This is a genomic window from Paraburkholderia sp. J12 (genome assembly GCF_905220215.1).
GTDB lineage: Bacteria > Pseudomonadota > Gammaproteobacteria > Burkholderiales > Burkholderiaceae > Paraburkholderia.
On the sequence record NZ_CAJMZC010000022.1, the window covers coordinates 24,839 to 49,633 of the forward strand.

General features: G+C 67.0%; 20 protein-coding genes. 8 read left to right on the top strand and 12 right to left on the bottom strand.

Annotation, left to right across the window (positions count from 1 at the left end):
- The 3 genes from U5760_RS29440 to U5760_RS29450 are packed head-to-tail and all read left to right on the top strand — an operon-like array spanning position 1 to position 2,752.
- The gene (locus U5760_RS29440; RefSeq protein WP_322015837.1) at positions 1 to 1,299 is read left to right on the top strand and encodes a branched-chain amino acid ABC transporter permease; all 1,299 of its coding nucleotides are present in this window, start codon (positions 1 to 3) and stop codon (positions 1,297 to 1,299) included.
- Entirely contained in the window at positions 1,296 to 2,048 is a 753-nt protein-coding gene (locus U5760_RS29445) for an ABC transporter ATP-binding protein (RefSeq protein ID WP_322015838.1), read from the top strand. The genes U5760_RS29440 and U5760_RS29445 overlap by 4 nt, the downstream gene beginning before the upstream one ends.
- Entirely contained in the window at positions 2,045 to 2,752 is a 708-nt protein-coding gene (locus tag U5760_RS29450; protein WP_322015839.1) for an ABC transporter ATP-binding protein, read from the top strand. The genes U5760_RS29445 and U5760_RS29450 overlap by 4 nt, the downstream gene beginning before the upstream one ends.
- A gap of 17 nt (positions 2,753 to 2,769) precedes the next feature.
- Here the strand turns inward: U5760_RS29450 and U5760_RS29455 are convergent, their stop codons facing one another.
- The 3 genes from U5760_RS29455 to U5760_RS29465 all read right to left on the bottom strand — a co-directional run bounded on the left by U5760_RS29455 (position 2,770) and on the right by U5760_RS29465 (position 5,618).
- Positions 2,770 to 3,678 (bottom strand): ATP adenylyltransferase family protein, encoded by a 909-nt coding sequence (locus tag U5760_RS29455; RefSeq protein ID WP_322015840.1) that lies wholly within the window; start codon positions 3,676 to 3,678, stop codon positions 2,770 to 2,772.
- Between the two features lie 6 nt (positions 3,679 to 3,684).
- Positions 3,685 to 4,170 carry an adenosine-specific kinase gene (locus U5760_RS29460; RefSeq protein ID WP_322015841.1) on the bottom strand — a complete coding sequence of 162 codons (486 nt, stop codon included), beginning with the start codon at positions 4,168 to 4,170 and terminating at the stop codon, positions 3,685 to 3,687.
- 200 nt (positions 4,171 to 4,370) lie between these two features.
- Entirely contained in the window at positions 4,371 to 5,618 is a 1,248-nt protein-coding gene (locus U5760_RS29465) for an MFS transporter (RefSeq protein WP_322015878.1), read from the bottom strand.
- 423 nt (positions 5,619 to 6,041) lie between these two features.
- Here U5760_RS29465 and U5760_RS29470 point away from each other — a divergent pair, with 423 nt between their 5' ends.
- Complete coding sequence (locus tag U5760_RS29470; protein WP_322015842.1) at positions 6,042 to 7,718, top strand: methyl-accepting chemotaxis protein; 1,677 nt, start codon at positions 6,042 to 6,044, stop codon at positions 7,716 to 7,718.
- Between the two features lie 83 nt (positions 7,719 to 7,801).
- Here U5760_RS29470 and iolB read toward each other — a convergent pair whose 3' ends face one another.
- The 7 genes from iolB to U5760_RS29505 form a co-directional block, all read right to left on the bottom strand.
- The gene (gene iolB / locus U5760_RS29475) at positions 7,802 to 8,605 is read right to left on the bottom strand and encodes a 5-deoxy-glucuronate isomerase (RefSeq protein WP_322015843.1); all 804 of its coding nucleotides are present in this window, start codon (positions 8,603 to 8,605) and stop codon (positions 7,802 to 7,804) included.
- Complete coding sequence (gene iolE / locus U5760_RS29480; RefSeq protein ID WP_322015844.1) at positions 8,602 to 9,528, bottom strand: myo-inosose-2 dehydratase; 927 nt, start codon at positions 9,526 to 9,528, stop codon at positions 8,602 to 8,604. The genes iolB and iolE overlap by 4 nt, the downstream gene beginning before the upstream one ends.
- Before the next feature lie 64 nt (positions 9,529 to 9,592).
- A complete protein-coding gene (iolD, locus tag U5760_RS29485) occupies positions 9,593 to 11,593 on the bottom strand; it encodes a 3D-(3,5/4)-trihydroxycyclohexane-1,2-dione acylhydrolase (decyclizing) (RefSeq protein WP_322015845.1) in 2,001 nt (666 codons plus the stop codon).
- Entirely contained in the window at positions 11,590 to 13,635 is a 2,046-nt protein-coding gene (locus U5760_RS29490) for a bifunctional 5-dehydro-2-deoxygluconokinase/5-dehydro-2-deoxyphosphogluconate aldolase (RefSeq protein WP_415914201.1), read from the bottom strand. The genes iolD and U5760_RS29490 overlap by 4 nt, the downstream gene beginning before the upstream one ends.
- Before the next feature lie 30 nt (positions 13,636 to 13,665).
- Positions 13,666 to 14,475: an ATP-binding cassette domain-containing protein gene (locus tag U5760_RS29495; protein WP_322015847.1), complete on the bottom strand. Its 810-nt coding sequence runs from the start codon at positions 14,473 to 14,475 to the stop codon at positions 13,666 to 13,668.
- Positions 14,476 to 14,488: 13 nt separating this feature from the next.
- Positions 14,489 to 15,661, bottom strand: coding sequence for an ABC transporter permease (locus U5760_RS29500; protein ID WP_322015848.1), 1,173 nt, complete (start codon positions 15,659 to 15,661; stop codon positions 14,489 to 14,491).
- Between the two features lie 316 nt (positions 15,662 to 15,977).
- On the bottom strand, positions 15,978 to 17,030 hold the full coding sequence (locus tag U5760_RS29505) for a sugar ABC transporter substrate-binding protein (RefSeq protein WP_322015849.1): 1,053 nt from the start codon (positions 17,028 to 17,030) through the stop codon (positions 15,978 to 15,980).
- A gap of 252 nt (positions 17,031 to 17,282) precedes the next feature.
- Here U5760_RS29505 and U5760_RS29510 point away from each other — a divergent pair, with 252 nt between their 5' ends.
- The 4 genes from U5760_RS29510 to U5760_RS29525 all read left to right on the top strand — a co-directional run bounded on the left by U5760_RS29510 (position 17,283) and on the right by U5760_RS29525 (position 20,778).
- Positions 17,283 to 18,173: a MurR/RpiR family transcriptional regulator gene (locus U5760_RS29510; protein WP_322015850.1), complete on the top strand. Its 891-nt coding sequence runs from the start codon at positions 17,283 to 17,285 to the stop codon at positions 18,171 to 18,173.
- Positions 18,166 to 19,179 carry an inositol 2-dehydrogenase gene (gene iolG / locus U5760_RS29515; RefSeq protein WP_322015851.1) on the top strand — a complete coding sequence of 338 codons (1,014 nt, stop codon included), beginning with the start codon at positions 18,166 to 18,168 and terminating at the stop codon, positions 19,177 to 19,179. Before U5760_RS29510 ends, iolG begins: the two co-directional genes overlap by 8 nt.
- Before the next feature lie 174 nt (positions 19,180 to 19,353).
- The gene (locus tag U5760_RS29520) at positions 19,354 to 20,427 is read left to right on the top strand and encodes a Gfo/Idh/MocA family oxidoreductase (protein ID WP_322015852.1); all 1,074 of its coding nucleotides are present in this window, start codon (positions 19,354 to 19,356) and stop codon (positions 20,425 to 20,427) included.
- A gap of 123 nt (positions 20,428 to 20,550) precedes the next feature.
- On the top strand, positions 20,551 to 20,778 hold the full coding sequence (locus U5760_RS29525) for a sulfurtransferase TusA family protein (RefSeq protein WP_027815106.1): 228 nt from the start codon (positions 20,551 to 20,553) through the stop codon (positions 20,776 to 20,778).
- A gap of 111 nt (positions 20,779 to 20,889) precedes the next feature.
- Here U5760_RS29525 and galU read toward each other — a convergent pair whose 3' ends face one another.
- Together galU and U5760_RS29535 are read right to left on the bottom strand one after the other, a co-directional pair.
- A complete protein-coding gene (gene galU, locus U5760_RS29530) occupies positions 20,890 to 21,771 on the bottom strand; it encodes a UTP--glucose-1-phosphate uridylyltransferase GalU (protein WP_322015853.1) in 882 nt (293 codons plus the stop codon).
- A gap of 89 nt (positions 21,772 to 21,860) precedes the next feature.
- Complete coding sequence (locus tag U5760_RS29535) at positions 21,861 to 24,728, bottom strand: valine--tRNA ligase (RefSeq protein ID WP_322015854.1); 2,868 nt, start codon at positions 24,726 to 24,728, stop codon at positions 21,861 to 21,863.
- Positions 24,729 to 24,795: the final 67 nt, after the last annotated feature.

Here is a 24,795-nt window from a genome sequence, read left to right on the forward strand (position 1 = left end):
ATGAACTTCGATAAACGTCCTCGCGTCGTGCCGTCTGCACACACAATCCGTCTGCCGCGACGGCGGTTGTTTGCACTCGCGCCGTGGCTCGCGCTCGTCGCGCTCTTCGTCGTGCCCCCGCTCGTGAGCGCAGCGGTATCGGCAACGGGCGTGCCGCAGGGCTGGCTGCTCGCCTGTCTCGCCCAGGCTGCGGCGATGATCGTCCTCGCGCTCTCGTACAACCTGTTGCTGGGCGAAACCGGCTTGCTCTCGTTTGGCCACGCCGTGCCGGCTGGCCTTGGGGCGCTTGCCGCCGCGCAGCTTTTCACCCGCCACGTTTTGCCTTTGCCGCTCCTGCCGCTGGCGGGCGGTCTGGGCGGTGCAGCCTTCGGCGCGCTCACGGCGCTCGTCGCCGCGCGCCGTTCGGGCACGGCCTTCGCGATGATCACGCTCGGGCTCGGCGAGCTCGTGGCCGCGGCCGCCTGGGCGCTGCCGGGCTGGTTCGGCGGCGAAGCCGGCGTGGCGATCGATCGCGCGAGTGGTCCGGCCATCGCGGGCTGGACCTTCGGTCCCGATCGTGAGGCGTACTGCGTGATTGCCGCATGGTGTGTGCTCGCGTCGGCCGCGATCTTCGCGCTTTCGCGTACACCGTTTGCACGCCTGGCGAATGCAGTGCGCGACAACGCGGTGCGCGCCGCGTCGATGGGTGCAACGCCCGCGCGCGTGCGGGCCGCGATGATCGTCTGGAGTGCTGCATTCGCGGGCGTGGCGGGTACGCTCACGCTCATCAACGTCGAACTCGCCGCGGCCGAGAGCGTGGGCATGACGCGCTCGGCCGCCGTGCTGATTGCCACCGTGACGGGCGGCGCGGCGTCGTTCTTCGGGCCGGTGCTCGGTGCGCTCGTGTGGGTCGCGTTCAGCGTGGGTGTGGCGAGCGTCACGCGTGCGTGGATGCTGTACGTGGGCCTGTTTTTTATCGCCGTCGTGCTGGGGGCGCCCGATGGACTCGCGGGTTTCGTTGCGCGTCAGCGCACGCGTTTCGTGCGGCACGGCTGGCGGCGCTGTCGCCTGGTCTGGCTGACGGGGACAGGAGCCGCGGCAGGCGCGGTGCTTGCACTCGTGTTGGCCGTTCAATGGGCCTATGCGTGGCGCTTTTCTGATGAGGGCGATACAGGCACCGGGTTCGTTGCACTCACACCTTTCTATTCGTGGTGTCTTGCCGCTGTCATCGTCGTGCTGGCGTTGTTCGCGTGGGTCGCGGGCCGGCATGCGTGCGTCGCCGCGCGTGCGCTCGACGAAGCGGGCCAGGAGGTGCAATGAACCGCATCGCACTGCGCCTGACCGGGATCGAAAAACGCTTCGGCGACACGCCCATCCTGCGCGGTGTCGATCTTGCCGTGCGGGCCTGCGAACGCCATGCGCTGATCGGCCCGAACGGCGCGGGTAAATCGACGCTCTTCAGTCTGATCGCGGGCGAACGCCGGCCGAGCGCAGGCCGCATCGAACTGGACGGCGCCGATACGACACGTCTTTCTCCGCCCGCGCTGAGCCGGCGCGGCCTCGCGCGCAGCTTCCAGACAACGCGTGTGTTCGCACGCCTCACCGTGATCGAGAATCTGCGTTGCGCCGTGCTGGCCTCGCAGCGCGGCGGCGCGGGTTTCGCGGCGCGCTGGATGCGTTCGCGACGCGTCGAGGCACGCGCGGCCGAGGTGCTCGAAGCGATCGGCCTCGAAGCGGTGGCGCAGTGCGAGGCCGTCACGCTCGGCTATGCGGCCCAGCGCGCGCTCGATCTGGGCCTCGCGCTCGCAGGCGGCGCGCATACGCTGTTGCTCGACGAGCCCACGGCGGGCATGAATCGCGCCGAAGCCGCGCGCGCCGTCGAGCTGATTCGGGCCACTACGGCGGACAAGACGCTGCTGCTGATCGAACACGACATGGACGCCGTATTCGGTCTGGCCGACCGCGTCTCCGTGCTCGTTCAGGGCCGCGTGATCGCCACGGGCACGCCGGCCGAGATTCGTGCCGATGGCGCGGTGCGCGAGGCGTATCTCGGCGGGTTCGCGCCATGAGCGGGCTGCTTGAAGTGAGCGGCCTGCGCGCGTGGTACGGCGCGAGCCAGGTGCTGCACGGCGTGGACCTGCGCGTCGGCGAGGGTGAGATCGTCGCGCTCGCGGGGCGCAACGGGTCGGGGCGATCGACCTTCGCGAAAGCGCTGATGTCGATGGTGCGCACGCAAGGCGAGCGGCGCTTCGCCGGCGCGAGTCTCGCGGGGCTGCGCACCTTCGAGATCGCGCGGCTCGGCCTGGGTTATGTCGCGGAGCAACGCGATGCGTTTCCCACATTGAGCGTCGAAGAGAACCTGCGGCTCGGCATGGGGTCTCGTTCGAAGCGCGACGGTTTATCGCACGAGGAAGTGCGCTCGTTGTTTCCGGTTCTTGCCGAGCGTCGCACGGTACGCGCCGGGGTGCTCTCGGGCGGCGAGCAGCAGATGCTCGCGCTCGCACGCGCATTGATGAACGGCCCGAAGCTGCTGATCGTCGATGAACCGACCGAGGGCCTTTCCGCAGAAATGGCTGCCCGCGTGGGCGACTGTCTCACGGCACTGCGCGAGCGTGGCGTGGCGGTATTGCTGATCGAGCAGCGCCTCACACTCGCGCCTGCGCTGGCCGATCGTGTGGCGGTGATGGGGCATGGGCGCATCGTGTTCGACGGCCCACCGGATGCGCTGGCGCAGAACGAGAGCATCGTTCGCGAGTGGCTCGGGATCGGCTAAAAGGCAAGTTATCCTGACTATGTGCCGGATATCACGCCAACGTGTTCCAGCGCCTTCATCGGGCCGAGTTGCGCGAGCGTCTGCAGTTGCGCCGTGTCGCGCACGAAGAACGAGCCCGCAAAACCCAGCGTATTCACCGAAATTCCTTCGATGCGTTCCTTCGAACGCGGCACCAGCAACATCCATCGGCGCGTGACGAGCAGGTTGTATGGCGAGCCCTGATGCGCGATGCCTTCCACTTCGATGGCGTTCACGCCGGCGGCATCGAGCAGTGTGCGGTAGCACGCCGTCGCGGTGCGAGCGGCCTCAATCACACTAGCGGCACGGAGGTCGAGGCGTGCAAAGGCATGCCGGAACTTCAGACCCGGCACCACCGCGAGGGCTCGCGTGCCATCCACCGCCCGCGCATGGTCAAGCAGCGCTTCCATCGGCACCGGCGGCCAGCTCTCGTCGAGCGGCAGCGGCACCATCTGCAGATGTTTGTGCGGTTGGCTCGCGCCCGCTACCGCTCCGCCGTTGTAGAAGCCGAGTCCGTCGATGTCTCGCAACGCCGTCACCAACGCCGCGAAATCGGCAACGTCGAGCAAGGCCTCCTGCGGTTCGAAGCGGCGGGTCACGATCAGGAGGTGCCGGTCGATCACGTTGAACTTGTTGAGCAGCGCAACGTGCGTGGGCGAGAGATCGGCGACGAAGAGATCGGCTTCGTAGGGCAGAAACGGATCGCGCGGCGGCTGTGCATCGCGCGGGCGCGTGGCCGCGTCCTTGCGCACGAGATTCTCCGCCACGCGGACGGAAAAGCGCACGCCGCCGTCTTCGATATGTGTAAGCGCGGTTTCGATGGGCAGGAGCGCACCGCGTTCGAGCGCGAGCACGGTTTGCCGTTCGAGCGCCGCGCGCAGCTCCCCGATTGCGACGGACGCAGTCATCGGCGCTCAGGCCTTGTAGCCGATGGCGCGCAGCAGATCGCGGCGCCAGCGCACGTCGTCTTCCGTCTCCATGCCAAGCGGGGCAAAACCGTCCACCACGCCGACGATGCCGCGCCCCTGGTCCGTTTCCGCGATCAGCACCTGGGTGGGGTTCGCGGTCGCGCAGAAAATGCGGCAGACCTCGGGCACCGCCTTGATGGTGTTGAGTATGTTGATGGGGAAAAAGCCGTCGCCCAGGAAAACGATGAAGCTGTGGCCCGCGGCGATCCGCAGCGCGTTGTCGCTCGCCATCTTCACGAGCACTTCGTCGGTGCCCGAGCGGCGCACGAGCCGTTTGCCCGAGGCCTCGCAGAACGCAAGGCCGAACGTGATGCCGGGCACCGCGCCGACCATGGCCTCGTGCAGGTCCTCGACCGTTTTGATGAAATGCGACTGGCCGAGAATGAAATTGGTGGCTTCCGGTTTGTCGATGGCTACCGTGGACAATTGCATGGCGGACCTCGCGCGGGACGTCTCGAAGAAGGTCCGCACGGCGTGCTGCGCGGTCCCTCATCAAGACTAGTACGAAGTCGCGGCGGGGCAAAGCGCGAATGTCCAGAAGGAAAAACGGCCGGACCCCTCGCGGGCGTCCAGCCGTCGTGCCGTTCAGGCGTGTCAGAGGTGTCAGACGCGTCGGGTGTGTTGCGCGAACCTCAGGCCGCCGCCTTCTTCGCCCGCTTGCCCTCGATGTCCGGCAGCAACACGGTGAGGATGCCGATGAGCGGCAGGAACGAGCACACCTTGTACACGAAGCCGATGCTCGTCGCATCCGCGAGCTGGCCGAGCACGGCCGCGCCGATGCCGCCCAGGCCGAACGCGAAACCGAAGAAAAGCCCCGCGACCATGCCCACCTTGCCCGGAATCAGTTCCTGGGCATACACGAGGATGGCCGAGAACGCCGAGGCCAGCACCACGCCGATGATCACCGTGAGCACGCCGGTCCAGAACAGGTTCGCGTAGGGCAGCAGCAGCGTGAACGGCGCCACGCCCAGGATCGAACCCCAGATCACATACTTGCGGCCGATGCGGTCGCCCACCGGGCCGCCGATGATCGTGCCCGCCGCGACCGCCGCGAGGAACACGAACAGATGCACCTGGGCGGCCTGCACGGGCAGATGGAAGCGGTCGATCAGATAGAACGTGAAGTAGCTGTTGATGCTCGCGAGGTAGAAGTACTTCGAGAACACGAGCAGCACGAGAATGCTGATCGCCGTGGCGACGCGAGCGCGCGAGAGCGTGACGTGCGGCGCCTCGGCGCGCTTTTTCTTCATGCCGGGATGGGCCTTGTACCAGCGGCCGATCTGCGTGAGCACGACGATGGCGACGAGCGCCGCGACCGAGAACCAGGCGATGCTGCGCTGGCCGTGCGGGATGATGATCGCGGCGGCGAGCAGCGGCCCGAGCGACGAGCCCGCGTTGCCGCCCACCTGGAAGAGCGACTGGGCGAGGCCGTGGCGGCCGCCGGAGGCCATGCGCGCGACGCGCGAGGACTCGGGGTGAAACACCGACGAGCCGCAGCCCACCAGCGCGGCCGCGACGAGCAGCACGCCGAAGGTCGGCGCCACCGACATCAGCAGCAGGCCGCACAGCGTGAAACCCATGCCGACGGGCAGCGAATACGGCATGGGCTTTTTGTCCGTATAGATGCCCACGAGCGGTTGCAGCAGGGAAGCCGTGATCTGGTAGGTGAGCGTGATGAGGCCGATCTGCGTGAAGGACAGCGAGAAGTTGTCCTTGAGCATGGGGTAGATCGCGAGAATCAACGACTGGATCATGTCGTTGAGCAGATGCGAAAAGCTGATCGCACCGAGAACGGAGTACACCGTGCGTTGCGCGCCGGACGTTGCGGACGCCGCGGGCGCGGTGCCCGCCAGGGCACCTTTGTTGAGGCTCGTTTCCATATTGTCGATCACAGGAGAGTTCGCGCGGGCACCGCACGGAAAGGCGCGGCGACGGCACGAAATGGACATGTATAGGAGTTATGAGCGCAGTGTAATGTGTCTTGAGCGAGTCGTGCGGACATCTTTTGTCGAGAATCGGACACGGTGACGCACGCCAGGACGGGGCGTTTCAGGGTTGCGGATTTTTGGCCCCGGATTTTGGTCGGGTATAACCCGGCGGTGCATGCGCCCAAAAAGCGCGGTGTTACGGGGCCGGAACGCGGCAGCGCCACCAGAGCGCCGCTAAAGATCGGAGGCGGATCTGCCGTTGACCGGGTTGTAGCGGACCGGCATGCCTGCCGGTCCGTCGAACGACAGCAGCAATGTGTGGGATCCGGGGCGGTGCCTACGCGCCAGCCCGGGTCGACAGGAGACCGTCAAAACATGAAAGCAGTATCGCAGGGCAACCGGCAAGCCGGTTTCATGCCGCAGGACACGGGCGCCGCAGGCGCGGCCCGGGCCTCCTCGAAGAAGACCGCGCGCGGCCGCGCGGGCAAGCCGTTTTCGGTCAAGGCGACGCTGCGCGTCGCGTTCGCGGTCTTGCTGATCGGCACGCTCGCGATGGGCGTGTTTTCGCTCACGCAGATCAGCCGCCTGAACGGCTCGACGCAATCGATCTACGAACAGGGCTACGTGGCGAGCCGCGCGGCCGAAGAGGCGCGCGGCCACGTGCTGCGCGCGAGCCGCGCCCAGAAGATGCTGCTCACCGCCACCACGGCCAGGGAGCGCGACGAACTGGGCGACGACGTCGACCACGATCTGCAGGCGCTCGGCCGCGAGATGGATCAGCTTCAGCAATACGCCGGGCAGTCGGGCGCCGACGGCCTTGCGCTGCAAAAGAAGCTGGCGGCCGCCACCGCGACGTGGAGCGGTCATCTGCGCGATTTCGTGACGCTCGTGAAGGCGCAGCCGCTCGATCTCTCGCAGATGAGCTGGCAGGTCGGCACCCAGGACGTGTCGCTGCTGGTCGAAACGGAAAAGCTCGAAACGCTCGTCGATCAGCTCGTCGAACAGCGCGGCACCGCCGCGAAAGCCACCATCGAGGCGGCGTCGTTCATCTTCAAGTCGTCGTTCGTGATGATCGCCGCGGCAACGGTCGCGCTCTTCGTGCTCGCGTTCGTGGTGAGCGAGTGGGTCGTGCGGCGCATCGCGCGGCAACTGGGCGGCGAGCCGGCGCTCGCCAAGGCGATCGCGAGCCGCATCGCATCGGGCGACCTCGCGCAGCCGGTGAAGGTCGATGCGCGCGCCACCACGAGCATGCTGGGCGCGCTGCGCGACATGCAGCAGGGGCTTTCCACGACGGTGGCCGAAATCGCCGCGAGCGCGGAAGCGATTGCGTCCGCATCGGGCGAGATCTCCACGGGCAACCTCGACCTCTCGCAGCGCACCGAAGAGCAGGCCGTGGCGCTCGAGCGCACGGCGAGCAGCATGGAGCAGCTCACGTCCACGGTGCGCCTGAATGCCGAAAACGCGGCGCAGGCGAGCACGCTGGCGGGCAACGCATCGGAGATCGCGGAGAAGGGCGGCACCGTGGTGAGCCGCGTGGTCCTCACCATGAACGAGATCAACGACAGCGCGAAGAGCATTGCCGACATCATCGGCGTGATCGAGGGCATTGCGTTCCAGACCAATATTCTCGCGCTCAACGCGGCCGTCGAGGCGGCGCGCGCGGGCGAAGAGGGGCGCGGCTTCTCGGTGGTGGCGGGCGAAGTGCGCAACCTCGCGCAGCGCAGCGCCACGGCGGCCAAGGAGATCAAGACGCTCATCAGCGCTTCGGTGGAGCGCGTGGCGAACGGTTCGACGCTCGCGCAGGATGCCGGCCGCACGATGGACGAGGTGGTGAAGGCGGTCAAGCGCGTGAACGACATCATCGGCGAGATTTCGGCGGCCTCGCACGAGCAGCGCGCGGGCATCGAGGAAATCAGCCGCGCGGTCTCGCAGATGGACGCGGGCACGCAGCAGAATGCGGCGCTCGTGGAAGAGGCGACGGCCGCGGCGCAGTCGCTCGACGATCAGGCGAAGGCGCTCAAGCGCCTCGTCGGGAAGTTCCGGCTGGCTTGAGCCTGCATGTTGCGATGAACTCGCCTTGAACGACAAACGCCGCCTTTCGGGCGGCGTTTCTCATTGGACGCAAGACCGGACGCTCACTTCGCGTCGCGCTCGATGATCCACTCGTGCGCGGGATCATTATGGAAGTGCCACTCGCGGCGCGGCCCGGCCATCACGTTCAGGTAGTACGAGTCGTAACCGTAGGGCACCACCACCGGGTGGTAGCCGCGCGGCACCTTCACCACGTCGTGGTCCTCCACGGCCAGGGTTTCGTCGAGGTCGCGCGCGTCGGTGTAGACGCGCTGGAACGCGAAGCCCTGCGGCGGGCTCAGCCGGTGATAGTAGGTCTCTTCCAGCGCGCTTTCCTGCGGCAGCCGGTCGGCATCGTGCTTGTGCGGCGGATAGCTCGACGAATGCCCTGAGGGCGTGCGCACCTCCACCACGAGCAGCGATTCGGCGGGCTCGGTTTGCGGAAGAATGTCGCAGACGTAGCGTGTATTCTGGTTCTTGCCGCGCGTCGAACGCTTCATCTGCGCCGGTTCGATCAGGCGCACGGGCAGCGTGCCCGTGGCCGGCGCCGTCGCGACGCCCACCTCGGCGGCACGCGTCGCGCGTACCGTGGCTCGCACGCCCGGCGGCAGGTAGAGCGCGTAAGGCGCGGCATCCTCGAACACGCTGTCGCGCGAGCCGAGGCTCGACCACCGCTCGCCGCCGGCTTCGATATCCACGGCGCCCGACAGCACGACGATGCAGCTTTCGCGGCCTATTTCGTGCACGTAAACAACGTCGCCCTCGGCGAGCCGGTAGGCGGCGAAGCCCACGTAACGCCAGCCCGCCGTGGCGGGCGTGACGCGCGCGATGGTCTGGCCTTCGCGCGCGGCTTTCACGAGCAGAGTCATGCTGCCTCCTTCGTTGCCTTTTCCGCGGTCTGCAGCGGCGCGTCGACGAGCGCGCGCAGCGTGCGATAGCCCTTCTGTGCATACGCATACGAAGGCGCGACCACGGGATCCTGTTCGGCTTCCACCACGAGCCAGCCGCGATAGCCGTGCCGCTTGAGGCGCTCGATGATGGCCGGGAAATCGACGGCGCCGTCGCCGGGCACCGTGAACGCGCCGGCGAGCACCGCGTCGAGGAAGCTCCAGTTGCGATTGCGCGCGAGCTTGATGACGGCAGGGCGCACGTCCTTGCAGTGCACGTGGCACACGCGGGCGATGTGCTTGTCGAGTTCGACGGCGGGGTCGCCGCCTGCGAAGGTGATGTGGCCCGCGTCGAACAGGAGGCCCACCGCGTCGCTCGTGCGCGCCATCAGCTTGTCCACGTCGGCCGGCGTTTCGACATAGGCGCCCATGTGATGATGATAGGCGAGCCGCACGCCGCGCGAGAGCGTGTGCTTCGCGAACGCGTCCACGCGCGCCGAGTAGGCGTCCCACTGTGCCTCGCTGAAAAAGCGCGGACGCTGGTACAGCGGGCGCGGCGCGCCCTGGATCGAATCGGCGACTTCGCCGTAGACCATCACCGTTGCGCCGTTCTGCGCGAGCAGATCGAGGTGCTTGTCCACGGCGGCCATCTCTGCTTCGACGCTGCGCTGCGCGAGCATGCCCGAGTACCAGCCGGAGACGAGCGAGAGATCGTATTGCGCGAGCAGGGCCTTGAGCGCCTGCGGCTCGCGCGGGAACTTGTTGCCGAGCTCGAAGCCTTCGTAGCCGATCTCGCGGCCCTCGGTCAGCGCGACTTCGAGCGGGGTTTCGCCGCCGAGCGAAGGCAGGTCGTCGTTCATCCACGAAAGCGGATTGATGCCGATGCGTACGTCAAATGCGCTCATATGCGCTCCTCAAGCTTGACCGGTTTTGCTGTTGCCATTGCATGTGCCATTGCGGTTGCCATCTTCACTGGCCGCCGTCCTGCGCGTCGTCGTCCGCGTTCGTTGTCGGTTCTTCGCGGCGGATGCGCTGCGCGAGACGCTCGTCGTAGTGTTCGCGCGCTTCGCGCACGGCCGTGCGGGCGGACACCTCGGGCACCGCCACTTCCCACCACCAGCCGCCGTCTTCGGTCGTGCGGGCGGGGTCGGTGTCGATGCTGATGAGGTAGGTGCGCGTGGCGGCCCGCGCGCGCTGCATGGCCGCTTCGAGTTCGGCGACGTTCGCGACATGCTCCGCCTGCGCGCCGAGCGAGCGCGCATGCGAGGCGAAGTCGATGCGCGGGGCGCCCAGCGGCCCCTGCGCGCAGTCGTCGAAGAGGTTGTTGAACGGGGCGCCGCCGCAGGCCTGCTGCAAGCGGTTGATGCAGCCATAGCCGCGGTTGTCGAGCACGACGATGATGAGCTTCGCGCCGAGCATCACCGACGTGGCGATCTCGCTGTTCATCATCAGATAGCTGCCGTCGCCCACCATCACGATCACTTCGCGTTCGGGCCGCGCGAGCTTCGCGCCCAGGCCTCCCGCGATCTCGTAGCCCATGCACGAATAGCCGTACTCGACGTGATATGCGCCTGGCCGTCCCGCGCGCCAGAGCTTGTGCAGTTCGGCGGGCAGCGTGCCGGCCGCGCAGACCACGATGTCGTCGGTGGGCGAGCGGCTCGACGAACGCTGCACGGCGCCGATCACATCGGCGTCGTAGGGCAGGGTATTGCGCTCTTGCGGCGAATGCGTGAGTTGCTGGACCCGCTCGCGCCATTCGGTGGCCTGCAAGAGGGCGCGCGCGGTCCAGTCGGCCTCGGCGCACCAGTCGGCGAGCTCCTCGCCGAGCGCCGAGACGGCGAGACGGGCGTCGGCCTGCACCGTGAGGGCGTTGTGCTTGAGCGCGTCGAAGCCGTTGGCGTTCACGCCGATCACGTGCGCATGCTGGAAGAGCGAATTCGAGCCGGTGGTGAAGTCCTGCAGCCGCGTGCCGACCGCGAGGATGCAGTCGGCTTCGTGCGCGAGCGCGTTCGCGGCGGGCGAGCCCGTCACGCCAAGCGCGCCCACGTTGAGCGGGTCGTCCCATGCGAGCGCGCCTTTGCCTGCCTGGGTCTCCGCGACCGGAATGCCGCGGGCCGCAGCGAGCGCCTGCAAGGCTTCCGAGGCGCGCGAATACAGTACGCCGCCGCCCGCGACGATCAAGGGCCGCTTCGCGCGCGTGAGCTGCGCGAGCGCGGCGTCGATCTCGGCTTGCACCGGGGCGGGCGCATGGAAAGACACGAGACGCGGCGTGAAGAAACTCGCCGGATAGTCCCAGGCGGTGGCCTGCACGTCCTGCGGCAGTGCCAGCGTGACGGGGCCGCACAGCGCCGCATCGGTGAGCACGCGCAGCGCGCGCGGCAGGGCGGTAAGCAGTTGCGCGGGATGCACGATGCGGTCGAAATAGCGCGACACGGGCTTGAGTGCGTCGTTCGCGGAGAGGCCGCCGTCGTGCAGGTCCTCGATCTGTTGCAGCACCGGGTCGGGCTCGCGCGAGACGAAGATGTCGCCGGGGAGCAGCAGGAGCGGCAGCCGGTTGACATGCGCGAGCGCCGCGGCGGTGACGAGGTTCGTCGCGCCCGGGCCGATCGAAGTGGTCACGGCCATCATGCGGCGGCGGAAATGCGCCTTCGCGTAGGCGATCGCGCTGTGCGCCATCGCCTGCTCGTTGTGCGCGCGCAGCGTCGGCAGTTCGTGGCGCCAGTGATAGAGCGCCTCGCCGAGACCGGCCACGTTGCCGTGGCCGAAGATCGCGAATACGCCGCCGAAGAGCGGCTCGGTGCGGCCCGAGCCGTCTTCGCAGGCCACGCGCTGCGCGGCGAGATAGCGCACGAGCGCCTGCGCGGCGGTCAGGCGCACGGTGGGGCCGGGCGCGGCGTGCTGGGCGCCCACGTGGCCCGGGTGACTCTCCGGGTGGCTCTCCTGCGCGACGGGAACAATGCGCTGGTTCATGCTGCTTTCTCCTCGCGCGTGAGCGCCGCGGCCGGGGCGCCGGATTGCGCGCCCGCGCGGCTCGAACGCCACGCGGCGATCAGCGTTTCGAAGGTGCCGCGCACGCGGGCGATCAGTGCGTCGTCGCCGATTTCGCCGGCAAGCCATGCGAGGCTCGGCTCGTAGAAGATCGTGCGGCCCACGGTAAAGCCACGGCACGTGGCCGATTGCGCGGCGAGCCGGAAGCCCTCCACCAGCTGGTCCACCGGCGCGGAAAGACCGAGCAGCACCACGCCGCGACAGTGCGGGTCGCGTTCGGCGATCAGCGCGTCGATGGCTTGCCACTGCGCGGCATCCACCGGTTCGAGCTTCCACCACTCGGGGTAGAGGCCGATGTTGTAGAGGCGCTTGAGTGCGCGATAGAGGGTGTCGGGCGCGTTCGGTACGCCGTCGCGCTTCGGCGGAATCACTTCGAGCAGCAACTCGTGGCCGCTTACCTGCACGGCGTCGTAGAGCGCACGAAGTTGGGACTCCTGTTCGATGCGCTGCTCGACGGGATCGTCGGGATGGAACTGCACGAGGCATTTCACCGTATGGCCGATGGGCCAGGCGGCGAGCGTCGTGCCGATCGAGCGGCCGTGGTCGAAGACGAGCGGATTCGATCCGGGCAGCTCTACCGGCCGGCCGATCCACCAGCCGCGCCCAGTCGCGGCATTGAGCGCATCCTGGCCGTAGCGGTCGTCGATCAGCACGCCGATGCGGCCTTGCAGGTCGAGCGCGCGCTCGGTCTGCGCGACCGCTTCGACGAAAAGATTCTTCAGCTTCGAAATGCGCGCCTCGTCTGCGCCGGTCTGCTGCGCGAGGTCGAAGAACTGGTTGCGATGGTCGAAGGCGAAGCCCAGCACTTCGTCGCGCGGCGTGCGCGCGGGCGTTACGCGATGCAGGCGCGCAAGCGTCGCGTCGCGGTCGGGGCGGCGCATGCGCACCGGGTCGGCGGCGGCTTCGCGCAGGAAGTAGTCGAGCTCGGCAGGTGTCGGCATGGCCGGCGCGCAGCCGTGGCGCGACACGACGAGCGCGCCGCACGCGTTCGCGGCGCTCGCGCAGTCGTCGAGCGGCGCATCGCGCAGCCAGCCCGAGAGAAAGCCCGAGGCAAACGCGTCGCCGGCGCCGAGCACGTTGAGCACGTCCACCTCCACGCCGCGCTGCATCGGCAGCGCCTCGAGCGAGGCGGGCACGGCGCCCTCGACGATCTGGCAGCCGAGCGGCCCGCGCTTGACGAGCAGCGTGGCATCCGTCACCTCGCGCACGCGTGCGAGCGCGTCGATGAGCGACTCCTTGCCGCCCGCGATGCGGAACTCCTCTTCCGTGCCGATCACGAGATCGAAGAGCGGCAGGATGCGCTGCAGGTGCGCGGAAACGCCCTCGCTCGCGACGAAGCGCGTCTCGCCGTCGGCCTTGCCGGTGAGGCCCCACAGCACGGGCCGGTAATCGATGTCGAGCACGGTGCGCACATTGTTGCGGCGCGCGTAGTCGAGCGCGGTGAGGCTTGTCCGGTTCACCTGCTCGGTCGAAAAGTGCGTGCCGGTGATGAGGAGCGCCCTGGAAGAAGCGATGAATGCCTCGTCGAAGTCGCGCGCATCGACGGCCATGTCGGCGCAGTCCTCGCGATAGAAGATCAGCGGGAACGTGTCGCGGTCCTTGATGCCGAGCAGCACGAGCGCGGTCAGGCGTTCGTGGTCCACGCGCACGTGGCTCGTGTCGCAGCCTTCCTTCGCGAGCGTTTCCAGCAGAAAGCGGCCCATGTGGTCGTCGCCCACGCGCGTGAGCATGGCCGACTTGAGGCCGAGCCGCGCGCAGCCGAACGCGATGTTCGCCGACGATCCGCCCAGGTACTTCGCGAAGGTCGAGACGTCTTCCAGACGCGCGCCCACCTGCTGCGCGTAGAGATCCACGCCGAGGCGGCCGAGGCAGATGATGTCGCGCGTCTTGCCGGGCGCGAAGCGGCCCGGGCCCGGGCCGCTTTCGGCCGGCGTGGCGGTTGAACGGGTGATTGCCATATGCATTCCTGTTGAATTCGTGCCGTCGTGCCGCGCTCAGATGGTGGCGCCGTCGAGTTCCGCGATCATCTTCTGCATCTCCGCGCCGCCCGCCATCATGTCGAGCACTTCGTTCTTGCTGATGGTCTCTTTCGTATAGGTGCCGAGCGAGCGGCCGCGATTGAGCAGCGTGAACGAGTCGCCGATGGGGTAGGCGTGGTGGACGTTGTGGGTGATGAAGATCACCGAGATGCCTTTCGCGCGCGCGGCGTGAATCAGCTTGAGCACGTTGAAGCTTTGCTTCACGCCGAGCGCGGCCGTGGGCTCGTCGAGGATCAGCACGCGGGCGCCGAAGTGGATCGCGCGGGCGATGGCGAGACACTGGCGCTCGCCGCCCGACATCGTGCCGATGGCCTGGTGCGGGTCGCGCACGTGAATGCCCATTTCGGCAAGCCGGTCCTTTGCGATCTGCGCGCTCGAATCGAGATCCATTACGTTGAGGAACCCGAAGAGTTTCTTCTGCGGCTCGCGGCCCATGAAGAAGTTGCGCGCCACCGAGAGCAGCGGCACGAGCGCGAGATCCTGATAGACGGTGGCGATGCCGAGATCGAGCGCGTCCTTGGGCGACTCGAACCGCACCGGCTTGCCGTCGACGAGGTACTGGCCCGAGGTGGGCTGGTGCACGCCCGCGAGCGTCTTGATGAGCGTCGATTTACCGGCGCCGTTGTCGCCGAGCAGGCAGTGCACTTCGCCGCGCTTCAGGCGTAGTGTCACGCCGTTGAGCGCGATGACCTTGCCGAAGTACTTGCTGACGTCTTCGAGCGCGAGGATGGTATCGGGGGACGCTGCGTTGGGGGTATCGGACATGGGAGCCTCCGGATTACGACTGCGCGACGCGGCGGCGCACATAGTGATTGAAGAGCACGGCCATGAGCAGCATCATGCCGAGGAACACGCGGAACCAGTCCGAGTCGATGTTCGTGTAGGTGATGCCGATCTGCACGACGCCGAAGATCAGCGCGCCGAATGCAGCGCCGATCACCGAGCCGTAGCCGCCCGTGAGCAGCGTGCCGCCGATCACCGCGGCGATGATCGCTTCGAACTCCTTCTGCAGACCGCGGTCGGCGGCGGCCGAGCCGATGTCGCACACCTGCAGCACGGCGAACAGGCACGAGCAGAACGCGGTGAGCATGAAGAGCGAGATCTTGATGCGCTTGACCGGCACGCCCACGTTCTTGGCGGCGTTGGCGTCGCCGCCCACGGCGAGGATCCAGTTGCCGTAGCGGGTCTTGGCGAGCACGAAGGCGCCGATGGCGGTGAGCACGAACCACCAGAGGATCACTTTCGGTACGCCCGGCACGAGCGGCTGGCCGTTGTCGAGCATCTTGCCGATGCCCATGTGGGCGAGCGCCACGAAGAGGCCCTTGAACGCGGTGCCGTGAAAGAGCAGGTTGGTCAGGTAGTCGTCCTTGGCGACGTCGCCCACGCCGGAGACGATGGTGCGATCGGCGAACATGATCGAGAGCGCGAGCGTGAGGCCGCGCAGGATGAACATGAACGCGAGCGTCACGATGAACGAGGGCAGGCGCGTGCGCATCACGAGATAGCCGTTGAGCGCGCCGAGCGCGGTGCAGCCCGCGAACGCGAACAGGATCGAGAGCGCGATGGGCCAGTGGAAGTACATGGTCGGAATGGCGACCATCATCCCGGCGAAGCCGATCATCGAACCGATGGAGAGGTCGAACTCGCCGGCGATCATGAGCAGGCACGCGCCGACCGAGAGGATGCCCAGGTAGGCGGCGACCTGCGACCAGTTCATCACGCCGTCGAGATCGAACATGCCCGAGCCGCCCGCGCCGATGGCGAACACGGCGAAGATGAGCACGGTGCCGGAAATCGCGGCGAATTCGGGCCGGCCGAGCAGATGGCCGAACCAGGATTCGCGGCGCACGCGTTCGTCCGCGGCGCCGGTCCCCGCCGGGGGCGGCGTCGCGCCGTCCTGCGCGCTGCCGTCCTGGGAATGCGAGGGGAAGTGTTTGCCGGCTACACCCATGATGTCTCCTTTGTCGACCGGAGTTGGCGCTTTAGCGCTTACTCCGGTCCCACGTAGAACGGTGGATTCCGGCAAGTGCCTTGGCGCTTGCCCGGATCCCTTGCAATGTCCGATGCCCGGTACGCCGCCCGGCTGCATGTCGCAACGGGGCAGGGGGCGCAGTGGCGGCGTACCGGTGAAAGAGCGCGCGGCGCGGTGAGCGAAAGGCGAAGCGGATATCGCGAGGGGCGAACCGTCGCCGCGCGTGGCTGACGAAAAACCGTGCTGCTTTACATCGATGCGAGTACTCAGTGATCGTTAAGCGATCACTCAGCGATCAACGGTACTGACCCGCGTACTTGATGACCTTGTCGATGTTCTCCTTCGTGATGAAGCCCGGGCCCGAGCGGATGTCACGCGGACCGTACGACGGCTGCAGGCCATAGGTTTCGAGGCGCTGCTGGAACTTCGGATTGGCCTGCAGGATCTGGCGGATCTTCACGGGGTCCGTGGTGTGCTCCTTCTTCACGATCGCGAGCACGGCCACCGGGATATAGCCCTGCAGATACGGCTGCTGGTCGATGGCGAACTGGATCGTGCCGGCCTGGATCGCCTTGGCGATGTCGTCGGAGAAGTCGAAGGTGCAGAAGTAGATCTTGCCCGCGAGGCCCATCTGCTGGACGGCCTTGAGCGACGCTGCCGCCGGCACCGGACCGAGCGTGAGGATCGCGCCCGTGTTCGGGTGGTTGCGCAGATAGGCGCTCACCTTCGACTGGATTTCCGTCGGGTCCTGGCCCGAGTCGATCGTCGAGGTCTTGTAGTCCACGCCGATGGCGTCGGCAAAGCCGCGGCAGCGTTCGAACGAGACGGTGTTGGTGGCGATGTGGTTCACGCACAGGAACGACTTCACGCCCGCGGCCTTGGCTTTTTCGCCGGCGGCGTGGCCCGCCACGTATTCGGGCTGGCCCACGTGCATGATCGCGCCCAGCTGCTGGCTCTGCTCTTCGGTGCCGGAGTTGATGGTCACGAGCGGAATGTGCTTGTCCGTGACCTTCTTGATGGAGCTCTTGAGCACGTCGAAGTCGGCGATGGTCGTGATCACGCCGTCGTAGTTGCGCGCGGCGGCCTGCTCGATCAGGCGCGCCATGTCGGCGATGTCGCCGTTGGGGGGATTGCGGTAGTCGGTTTCGACGTTGAAGTCTTCGTCGGCCTGTTTGATCGCGTTCTTGATCGTGTTCCACCACGAATCCGAATCCGGCGCGTGGCTGATCAGCACGAAGTGCGCGTCGGCCGCCTGGGCCGCCGGCGTGCCTGCGGCGGCGAGGCCTGTTGCGAGTGCGAGCGCCGCGGCGAGCCGCGCAAACCTTGCCTTGCCCTTGCGTTGAGTCATTGTCTCCACCTTTCTCGGTCTTTCGTTTTTAGGGATGAACCGGACGGCTTCGCGAGTCCATGCCGTCCCGCTCATCGACAAGATTAGGCGATCGGCAGACAGGATGCAACAGAAATTTCATTGCAAATAAAAATGGAAAATCTGTTCCATTTGTGTGCGGGGCTTCCTATAATCGGCAGCGTCGACATGTCGTGAGAGCCCCGCCCGGCAAGGGTTTTGCGGCATTGCGGCAAGGAGCAAGGAAAAACGACCATGACGGACGAGACAACCGACGCCGCACCGGGCGTCGAGGAATTGATGCAGCGCATCGCGCACGATTACGAGGCGCTGCCGCGGCAGTTGAAGAGCGTCGCCACCTACATCGAGCAGAACCGCGCGAGCGTGATGATGGACCGCACGAGCGACATCGCGGCGAGCTGCGGCGTGCATCCGTCCGCCGTGGTGCGCTTCGCGCAGCGCTTCGGCTTCTCCGGCTTTTCGGACCTGCAGGCGGTGTTCCGCCAGGCCTATGCGGGACAGGGGGCGTCGGCGACGAGCTATCAGCAGCGCATCCGGCAACTGATCGACGAGAAGGAAGGCAAGGCGAGCCCGGATCTGGGCGGGGCGGTAGCGCGCGAATTCATCGGCGCGTGCCGCAGCGGCCTCGACGAGCTCGAAGCGGGCCTCGACGACGCGCAGTTCGACGAAGCCGTGAAGATGCTCGAAGCCGCCGACAACATCTATGTGATCGGCGTGCGGCGCTCGTTCCCGGTGGCGAGTTACATCGTCTACGCGCTGCAGCACACGAGAAAGCGCGTGCATCTCGTCTCCGGTCTCGGCGGCATGTATCACGAGCAGATCCGCAGCGTGAAGAAGGGCGACGTGGTGATCGCCATCAGCTTCGCGCCGTATGGCAAGGAAACGCAGTACTGCCTGCGCGTCGCGCAGCAGCACCATGCGAAAACCCTCGTCATCACCGACAGCCAGCTTTCGCCGCTCGCGCGCCACGCGAACGCGCTGCTTTACGTGAAGGAGGGGAGCGCGTTCGCGTTCCGCTCGCTCACGAGCACTTTCTGCCTGTGCCAGGCGCTTTTCATCGCGCTTGCGTACCGGCTCGAACTGAACGTCGAAGAATCGACCGACACTGGAGGATACGATGACTGAACAAGCAGGCAAGACGCTGGACGTAGCCGTATTCGGCGCGGGCCGCATCGGGCGCATACACGCGGCGAATCTCGCGCGGCAGCCCGGCGTGCGCCTCAAGTACGTGATCGACGTGAACCGCGAAGCCGCCGCGGCGCTGGCCGCGCAGCACGGCGCGCAGGTGGCCGACGTGGACGGCGCTTTCGGCGATGCATCGATCGGCGCGACCGTGATCTGTTCGAGTACCGATACGCACTCCGAACTGATCCTGAAATCGGCGGCGGCGGGCAAGCACATCTTCTGCGAAAAGCCCGTCGATCTCACCGTCGAGCGGGCGCGCCTGTGCGCCGACGCGGTAGCGCGCGCGGGTGTGGTGGCGATGATCGGCTTTCAGCGCCGCTACGATCCCACCTTCGCGGCGCTCAAGGCGCGTCTCGATGCGGGCGAGATCGGCACGCCGGAGATGCTGGTGGTGACGAGCCGCGATCCGGGCGCGCCGCCGGTCGAGTACATCAAGCACTCGGGCGGCATCTTCAAGGACATGCTGATCCACGACTTCGACATCTTCCGCTGGATACTCGCCGACGAAGCCGATACGGTGCACGCCACGGGCAGTTGCCTCTCCGATCCGGCGATTGCCGAAGCGGGCGATATCGATTCGACCGCGGTGACGATCCGCACGAAGCGCGGGCGCCTGTGCCAGATCAATACGGCGCGGCGCGCGGCCTACGGCTACGACCAGCGTTTCGAGATTCTCGGCAGCGAGGGCATGCTGCAGGCCGGCAACATGAAGCCTACGGAAGTAGTGGCATGGTCGAAGAAGGCGGTGTCGCAGGACGTGCCCGAGGCGTTTTTCCTCGAGCGTTACCGCGCCGCCTATGCGAGCGAGATGGCGCACTTCCACGACGCGGTGACGAACGGCACGCCGGTGCGCACGACGGTGGCGGACGGGCTGAAGGCGCTCGAGCTTGCCGAGGCGGCGGCGCTGTCCTGGCGCGAAGGGCGTGTGGTGAAGGTGGGCGGTTAACCGCAAAGGCGAGCCACGGCGGCAGAGGTCAAGAGCGGCGCGGGCACCTGCGCAGTCCGGTGAAGGACCGCTCGTGCGGTCCGTTCGGGCGTGAGGAAGGTGTGAGGCAGCCGTGACGCAGACGTGAAGCAGACGTGAAGCGGACGTGAAGCAGGACACTGGAGGAGAGGCAGGATGCAGGCAGCAGAACACCCCGGGCAGCACGCTCGGCCGTTGCGCGTGGGCGTGGCGGGACTTGGGCGGCTGGGGCGGCGGCACGCGCAGAACCTGGCCTTTCGCGTGCCGGGCGCCACGCTCGCCGCGGCGTGCAGCCCGCTCGAAGACGATCTCGCGTGGGCGCGCGAGGCCTTGCCCGCGGCACGGCTTTACGCGGACTACGCCGCGATGCTGGCCGACGACACGCTCGACGCCGTCTGGCTCGTCACGCCCTCGGCGCTGCATGCGCAGCAGATCGTCGAAGCGCTGCACGCGGGCAAGCACGTGTTCTGCGAGAAACCGCTCTCGCTCGACGTGGCCGAATGCGAACGCGTGGTGGCCGAGGCGCGGCGCTACGACGGCCAGCAGGTCACGATCGGCTTCATGCGGCGCTTCGATCCGAGCTATCAGGACGCCTGGGCGAAGGTGCGCGCGGGCGCGATCGGCCGGCCGTTCCTCGTGCGCTCGCAGACCTGCGATCTCAACGATCCCGAAGGCTTCTTCGTGCGTTTCGCGCCCACCTCGGGCGGCATTTTCCTCGACTGCACGGTGCACGACATCGACGTGGCGCGCTGGCTCCTCGGCAAGCCGCGCGCCACGCGCGTCTATGCGAGCGGCACCATCGCGCTGCACGAGGGCCTGCACGCGGCGGGCGACGTGGACAACGGCGTGGCGATCTGCGAGTTCGAAGGCGGCGGCCTTGCCATGTTTTATGCGTCGCGCACGATGGCGCACGGCAACGATACGTCGAGCGAGGTGATCGGCACGGCCGGCGCGCTCGCCATCGGGCATATCCCGCGCACGAACCGCGTCGAGATCTACGACGCGCACGGCGTGCGCAGCGAATGCACGCCCACCTTCTTCGATCGTTTCGAAGAGGCGTTCCTCGTGGAGGCGCACGCGTTCGTGTCGGCGGTGCGCGAGCGCAAGGAGGGGCAGGGCCGCAGTGCGGCCGCCGCGCAGGGTGCGACGCTGGAAGACGCGCTGGAGGCCACGCGCATCGGCCAGGCGCTGCGCCAGTCGTTGCAGACGGGGCAGGCCGTCACGCTGTGAGCGTGGAGCATGGCCGGGCCTTCGGGGCGGCGCTCTGAGCGCCACGCGCGCCTGCGGTAGAATTAGCGCTTGTCGCTAGCGCCGCGTATGGCGCCTCCCCCGAAGGATCCAACCCCGATGCAGATTCAGGTTCACAAGGAAGTGGATGCGCGCGGGCTGAACTGCCCGCTGCCGATCCTGCGCGCCAAGAAGGCGCTCGCCGATATGGAAAGCGGCCAGATTCTCAAGGTCCTCGCCACCGACCCCGGCTCGCAGCGCGATTTTGCCGCGTTCGCGAAGCAGACCGGCAACGAGATCGTCGAGAGCACGCAACAGGACAAGACGTTCGTGTTTCTGATGCGCCGGCGCTGAAATCCGGCGCCCGGCCGCCGCTGTCTGGTGCAGGCGGCTTTCGCGAAAGGTGGCCGGCACAGAAAAATGGCCCGCGTATGCGGGCCATTTTGCTTGCAGCGCCAGGGGCGCTCAGCCTTCCATCGTCGGCTTGCGCGTGTGCAGATAGTCGGCGAATTCGGCGGCCACCTCGGGGTGGCGCAGCGCGAACTCCACGGTCGCCTTCAGGTAGCCCAGCTTGCTGCCGCAGTCGAAGCGCGTGCCGTGGTACTTGTACGCCAGCACCTGCTCGTCGGCGAGGAGCGACTGGATCGCATCGGTCAGTTGCAGCTCGCCGCCCGCGCCGGGCTTGATCGAGCGCAGGTGGTCGAAGATCCGCGGCTTGAGCACGTAGCGGCCCACCACGCCGAGGTTCGACGGTGCGACTTCGGGCGCCGGCTTTTCGACGATGCCGGAAAGCTTGACGATCGAGTCTTCCCACTCCTTGCCGTCGACGATGCCGTACGAGCGCGTTTCCGAAGGCGGAATCTCTTCCACGCCGAGCACCGAGCTATGGTAGTGGTCGAACACCTCCACCATCTGCTGCATGACGGGCGGCGTGCCGTAGAGCAGATCGTCCGCGAGAATCACGGCGAACGGGTTGTCGCCCACGAGCTTTTCGGCGCACAGCACGGCGTGGCCGAGACCCAGCGCTTCGGGCTGGCGCACGTAGAAGCAGTCGACGTGGCTCGGCTTGATGTTGCGGACCAGTTCCAGCAGCTTGGCCTTGCCGCGCGCCTCGAGCTCCGCCTCGATCTCGTAGGACTTGTCGAAATGGTCCTCGATCGCGCGCTTGCTGCGCCCGGTCACGAAGATCATCTCGGTGATCCCGGCCGCCACGGCTTCCTCGACGGCGTACTGGATCAGCGGCTTGTCGACGATCGGCAGCATCTCCTTCGGGCTCGCCTTGGTGGCGGGAAGGAAGCGCGTGCCGAGGCCCGCTACCGGAAATACCGCCTTTGTAACTTTTAGCATGTCTTTAGTCCTGGTCCTGTTCTGTGGCCGGATCGCCCCTCAGCTTCCGGCTGCCCCTCGCTTTTACGCGGTTGCCAGCCAGTTGCGAATCAGGCAGGCAGCCGCGCCAGCTGGGCAGTCAGCTTCTCCAGCGTGGCCCGGAATTCTGCCAGCCTTTTTTGCTCCTGTTCAACCACGGCCGGCGGCGCTTTTGCAACAAAACTTTCATTTCCCAGCTTGGCATCGCACTTCGTCACTTCGTTCGTGAGGCGGGCGATTTCCTTGCCGAGCCGCTCGCGCTCGGCGGCCACGTCGATCTCCACCTTCAGCACGAGCTTGTCCGTTCCAACGATAGCAACCGGCGCGCCTGCCGAAGCGGCGTCGAGCGCGGCCTCGTCGGCGATGATCTGGACCTCCGAGAGGCGCGCGAGCGCCTGCGCATACGGCGCGAAGCTCGCGAGGCGTTCGCCGTTGCCCGTCACGAGCAGCGGCACCTTCGTGGCGGGCGAGAGATTCATCTCGCCGCGCAGGTTGCGGCATGCATCGATCACGGCCTTCAGGTCGGCGGTCCACTGTTCGGCGGCTTCGTCGATCTTCTTCGGCTCGGCCACCGGGTAAGGCTGCATCATGATCGATGCCTCGCCCTCGGCCGCGCCTTGCGGATACTTGTCGGCAAGTGGCGCCACCTTTTGCCACAGCGCTTCGGTGATGAACGGAATCACCGGGTGCGCGAGGCGCAGCACCGTCTCCAGCACGCGCAGGAGCGTGCGGCGCGTGGCGCGCTGCTGCTCGGGCGTGCCCGTCTGGATCTGCACCTTCGCGAGTTCCAGATACCAGTCACAGTATTCGTCCCAAACGAACTTGTACAGGGCATTGGCCACATTGTCGAAGCGATAGTCGGCGAAACCCTTCGCGACTTCGGCTTCCACGCGCTGCAGGAGCGAGACGATCCAGCGGTCGGCCTGCGAGAAGTCGAGATAGCCGCCGGGGCCGCAGTCGCCCGCGCCGCACAGCTCGGGCTTGCCGAAGCCGCAGTCGTGGCCTTCGCAGTTCATCAGCACGAAGCGCGTGGCGTTCCAGAGCTTGTTGCAGAAGTTGCGGTAGCCCTCGCAGCGCGCGAGGTCGAAGTTCACGTTGCGCCCGAGCGTGGCCATCGAGGCCATCGTGAAGCGCAGCGCATCGGTGCCGAACGACGCGATGCCGTCCGGAAATTCCTTGCGCGTCTTCTTCTCGATGCTGGCGGCCTGCTTCGGGTTCATGAGGCCCGTGGTGCGCTTGGCGACGAGCGCTTCGAGGTCGATACCGTCGACGATGTCGATCGGGTCGAGCGTGTTGCCCTTGCTCTTCGACATCTTCTGGCCTTCGGCGTCGCGCACGAGCCCGTGCACGTACACGGTGCCGAACGGCACCTTGCCGGTGAAGTGCGTGGTCATCATGACCATGCGCGCCACCCAGAAGAAGATGATGTCGAAGCCCGTCACCAGCACGGAGGAGGGCAGGAACGCCTTCAGCTCGGGCGTCTCCTGCGGCCAGCCGAGCGACGAGAACGGCACCATCGCGGAGGAGAACCACGTGTCGAGCACGTCTTCGTCGCGCCTGAGCGAGCCTTGATAACCCTGGGCGTCGGCCTTCGCGCGCGCCTCTTCCTCGCTCTTCGCGACGAAGATCTCGCCGTTTTCGCCGTACCACGCCGGGATCTGGTGGCCCCACCAGAGCTGGCGCGAGATGCACCAGTCCTGGATGTTCTCGAGCCACTGGTAGTAGGTGGTGGTCCAGTTCTCCGGCACGAACTTGATCTCGCCGCTGCGCACCACGTCGAGCGCGGTTTCGGCGATCGACTTGCCCGGGTTGAACGTGCCCTCGGGCGCCGGCTTGCTCATCGCGACGAACCACTGGTCGGTCAGCATCGGCTCGATCACCACGCCCGTGCGGTCGCCGCGCGGCACCATCAGCTTGTGCGGTTGCACCGATTCGAGCAGGCCCGCCGCCTCGAAGTCGGCCACCACCTGCTTGCGGGCCTCGAAGCGGTCGAGGCCGCGATACTTCTCGGGCGCGTTGTCGTTGATCTTCGCGTCGAGCGTGAGGATCTCGATCATCGGCAGGCCGTGGCGCTGGCCCACCTGGTAGTCGTTGAAGTCGTGCGCGGGCGTGACCTTCACGACGCCCGTGCCGAACTCGCGGTCCACGTATTCGTCGGCGATCACGGGGATTTCGCGGTCGGTGAGCGGCAGCTTCACCCTCTTGCCGATCAGGTGCGCATAGCGCTCGTCTTCGGGGTGGACCATCACGGCCGTGTCGCCGAGCATGGTTTCCGGGCGCGTGGTGGCGACCGTCAGATGGCCCGAGCCGTCCGCGAGCGGGTAGCGCAGGTGCCACAAATGGCCCGCTTCCTCTTCGCTCGCCACTTCCAGGTCCGAGACGGCGGTGAGCAGCACTGGATCCCAGTTCACGAGGCGCTTGCCGCGGTAGATGAGGCCCTGTTCGTAGAGGCGCACGAACACGTCGCGCACGGCGGCCGACATCTTGTCGTCCATCGTGAAGTACTCGCGCGACCAGTCGATCGAGGCGCCGAGGCGCCGGACCTGGTTCGTGATGGTCGAGCCCGATTTCTGCTTCCACTCCCAGACGCGCTCGACGAACTGCTCGCGGCCGAGGTCGTGGCGCGAAATCTTCTGGGCGTCGAGCTGGCGCTCCACCACGATCTGCGTGGCGATGCCCGCGTGGTCAGTGCCGGGGACCCACAGTGTGTTGTCGCCGAGCATGCGGTGATAGCGCGCGAGGCCGTCCATGATCGTCTGGTTGAACGCATGGCCCATGTGCAGCGTGCCCGTGACGTTGGGCGGCGGCAGCTGGATCGAGAAGTTGTTGCGGCCGGGCGTGAAGGTCGCCGCGGCGTAGCCGCGGCGCTCCCATTCGGGGCCCCAGTGGGCCTCGATCGTCTGGGGCTCGAAGCTTTTCGCTAGCGTGCTGTCGCTCATGGGTGGAATCTGCCGAAAAAATGGATGCGGAAACCATCAATTATAAGGGGAAGTGCCCATGGCACCG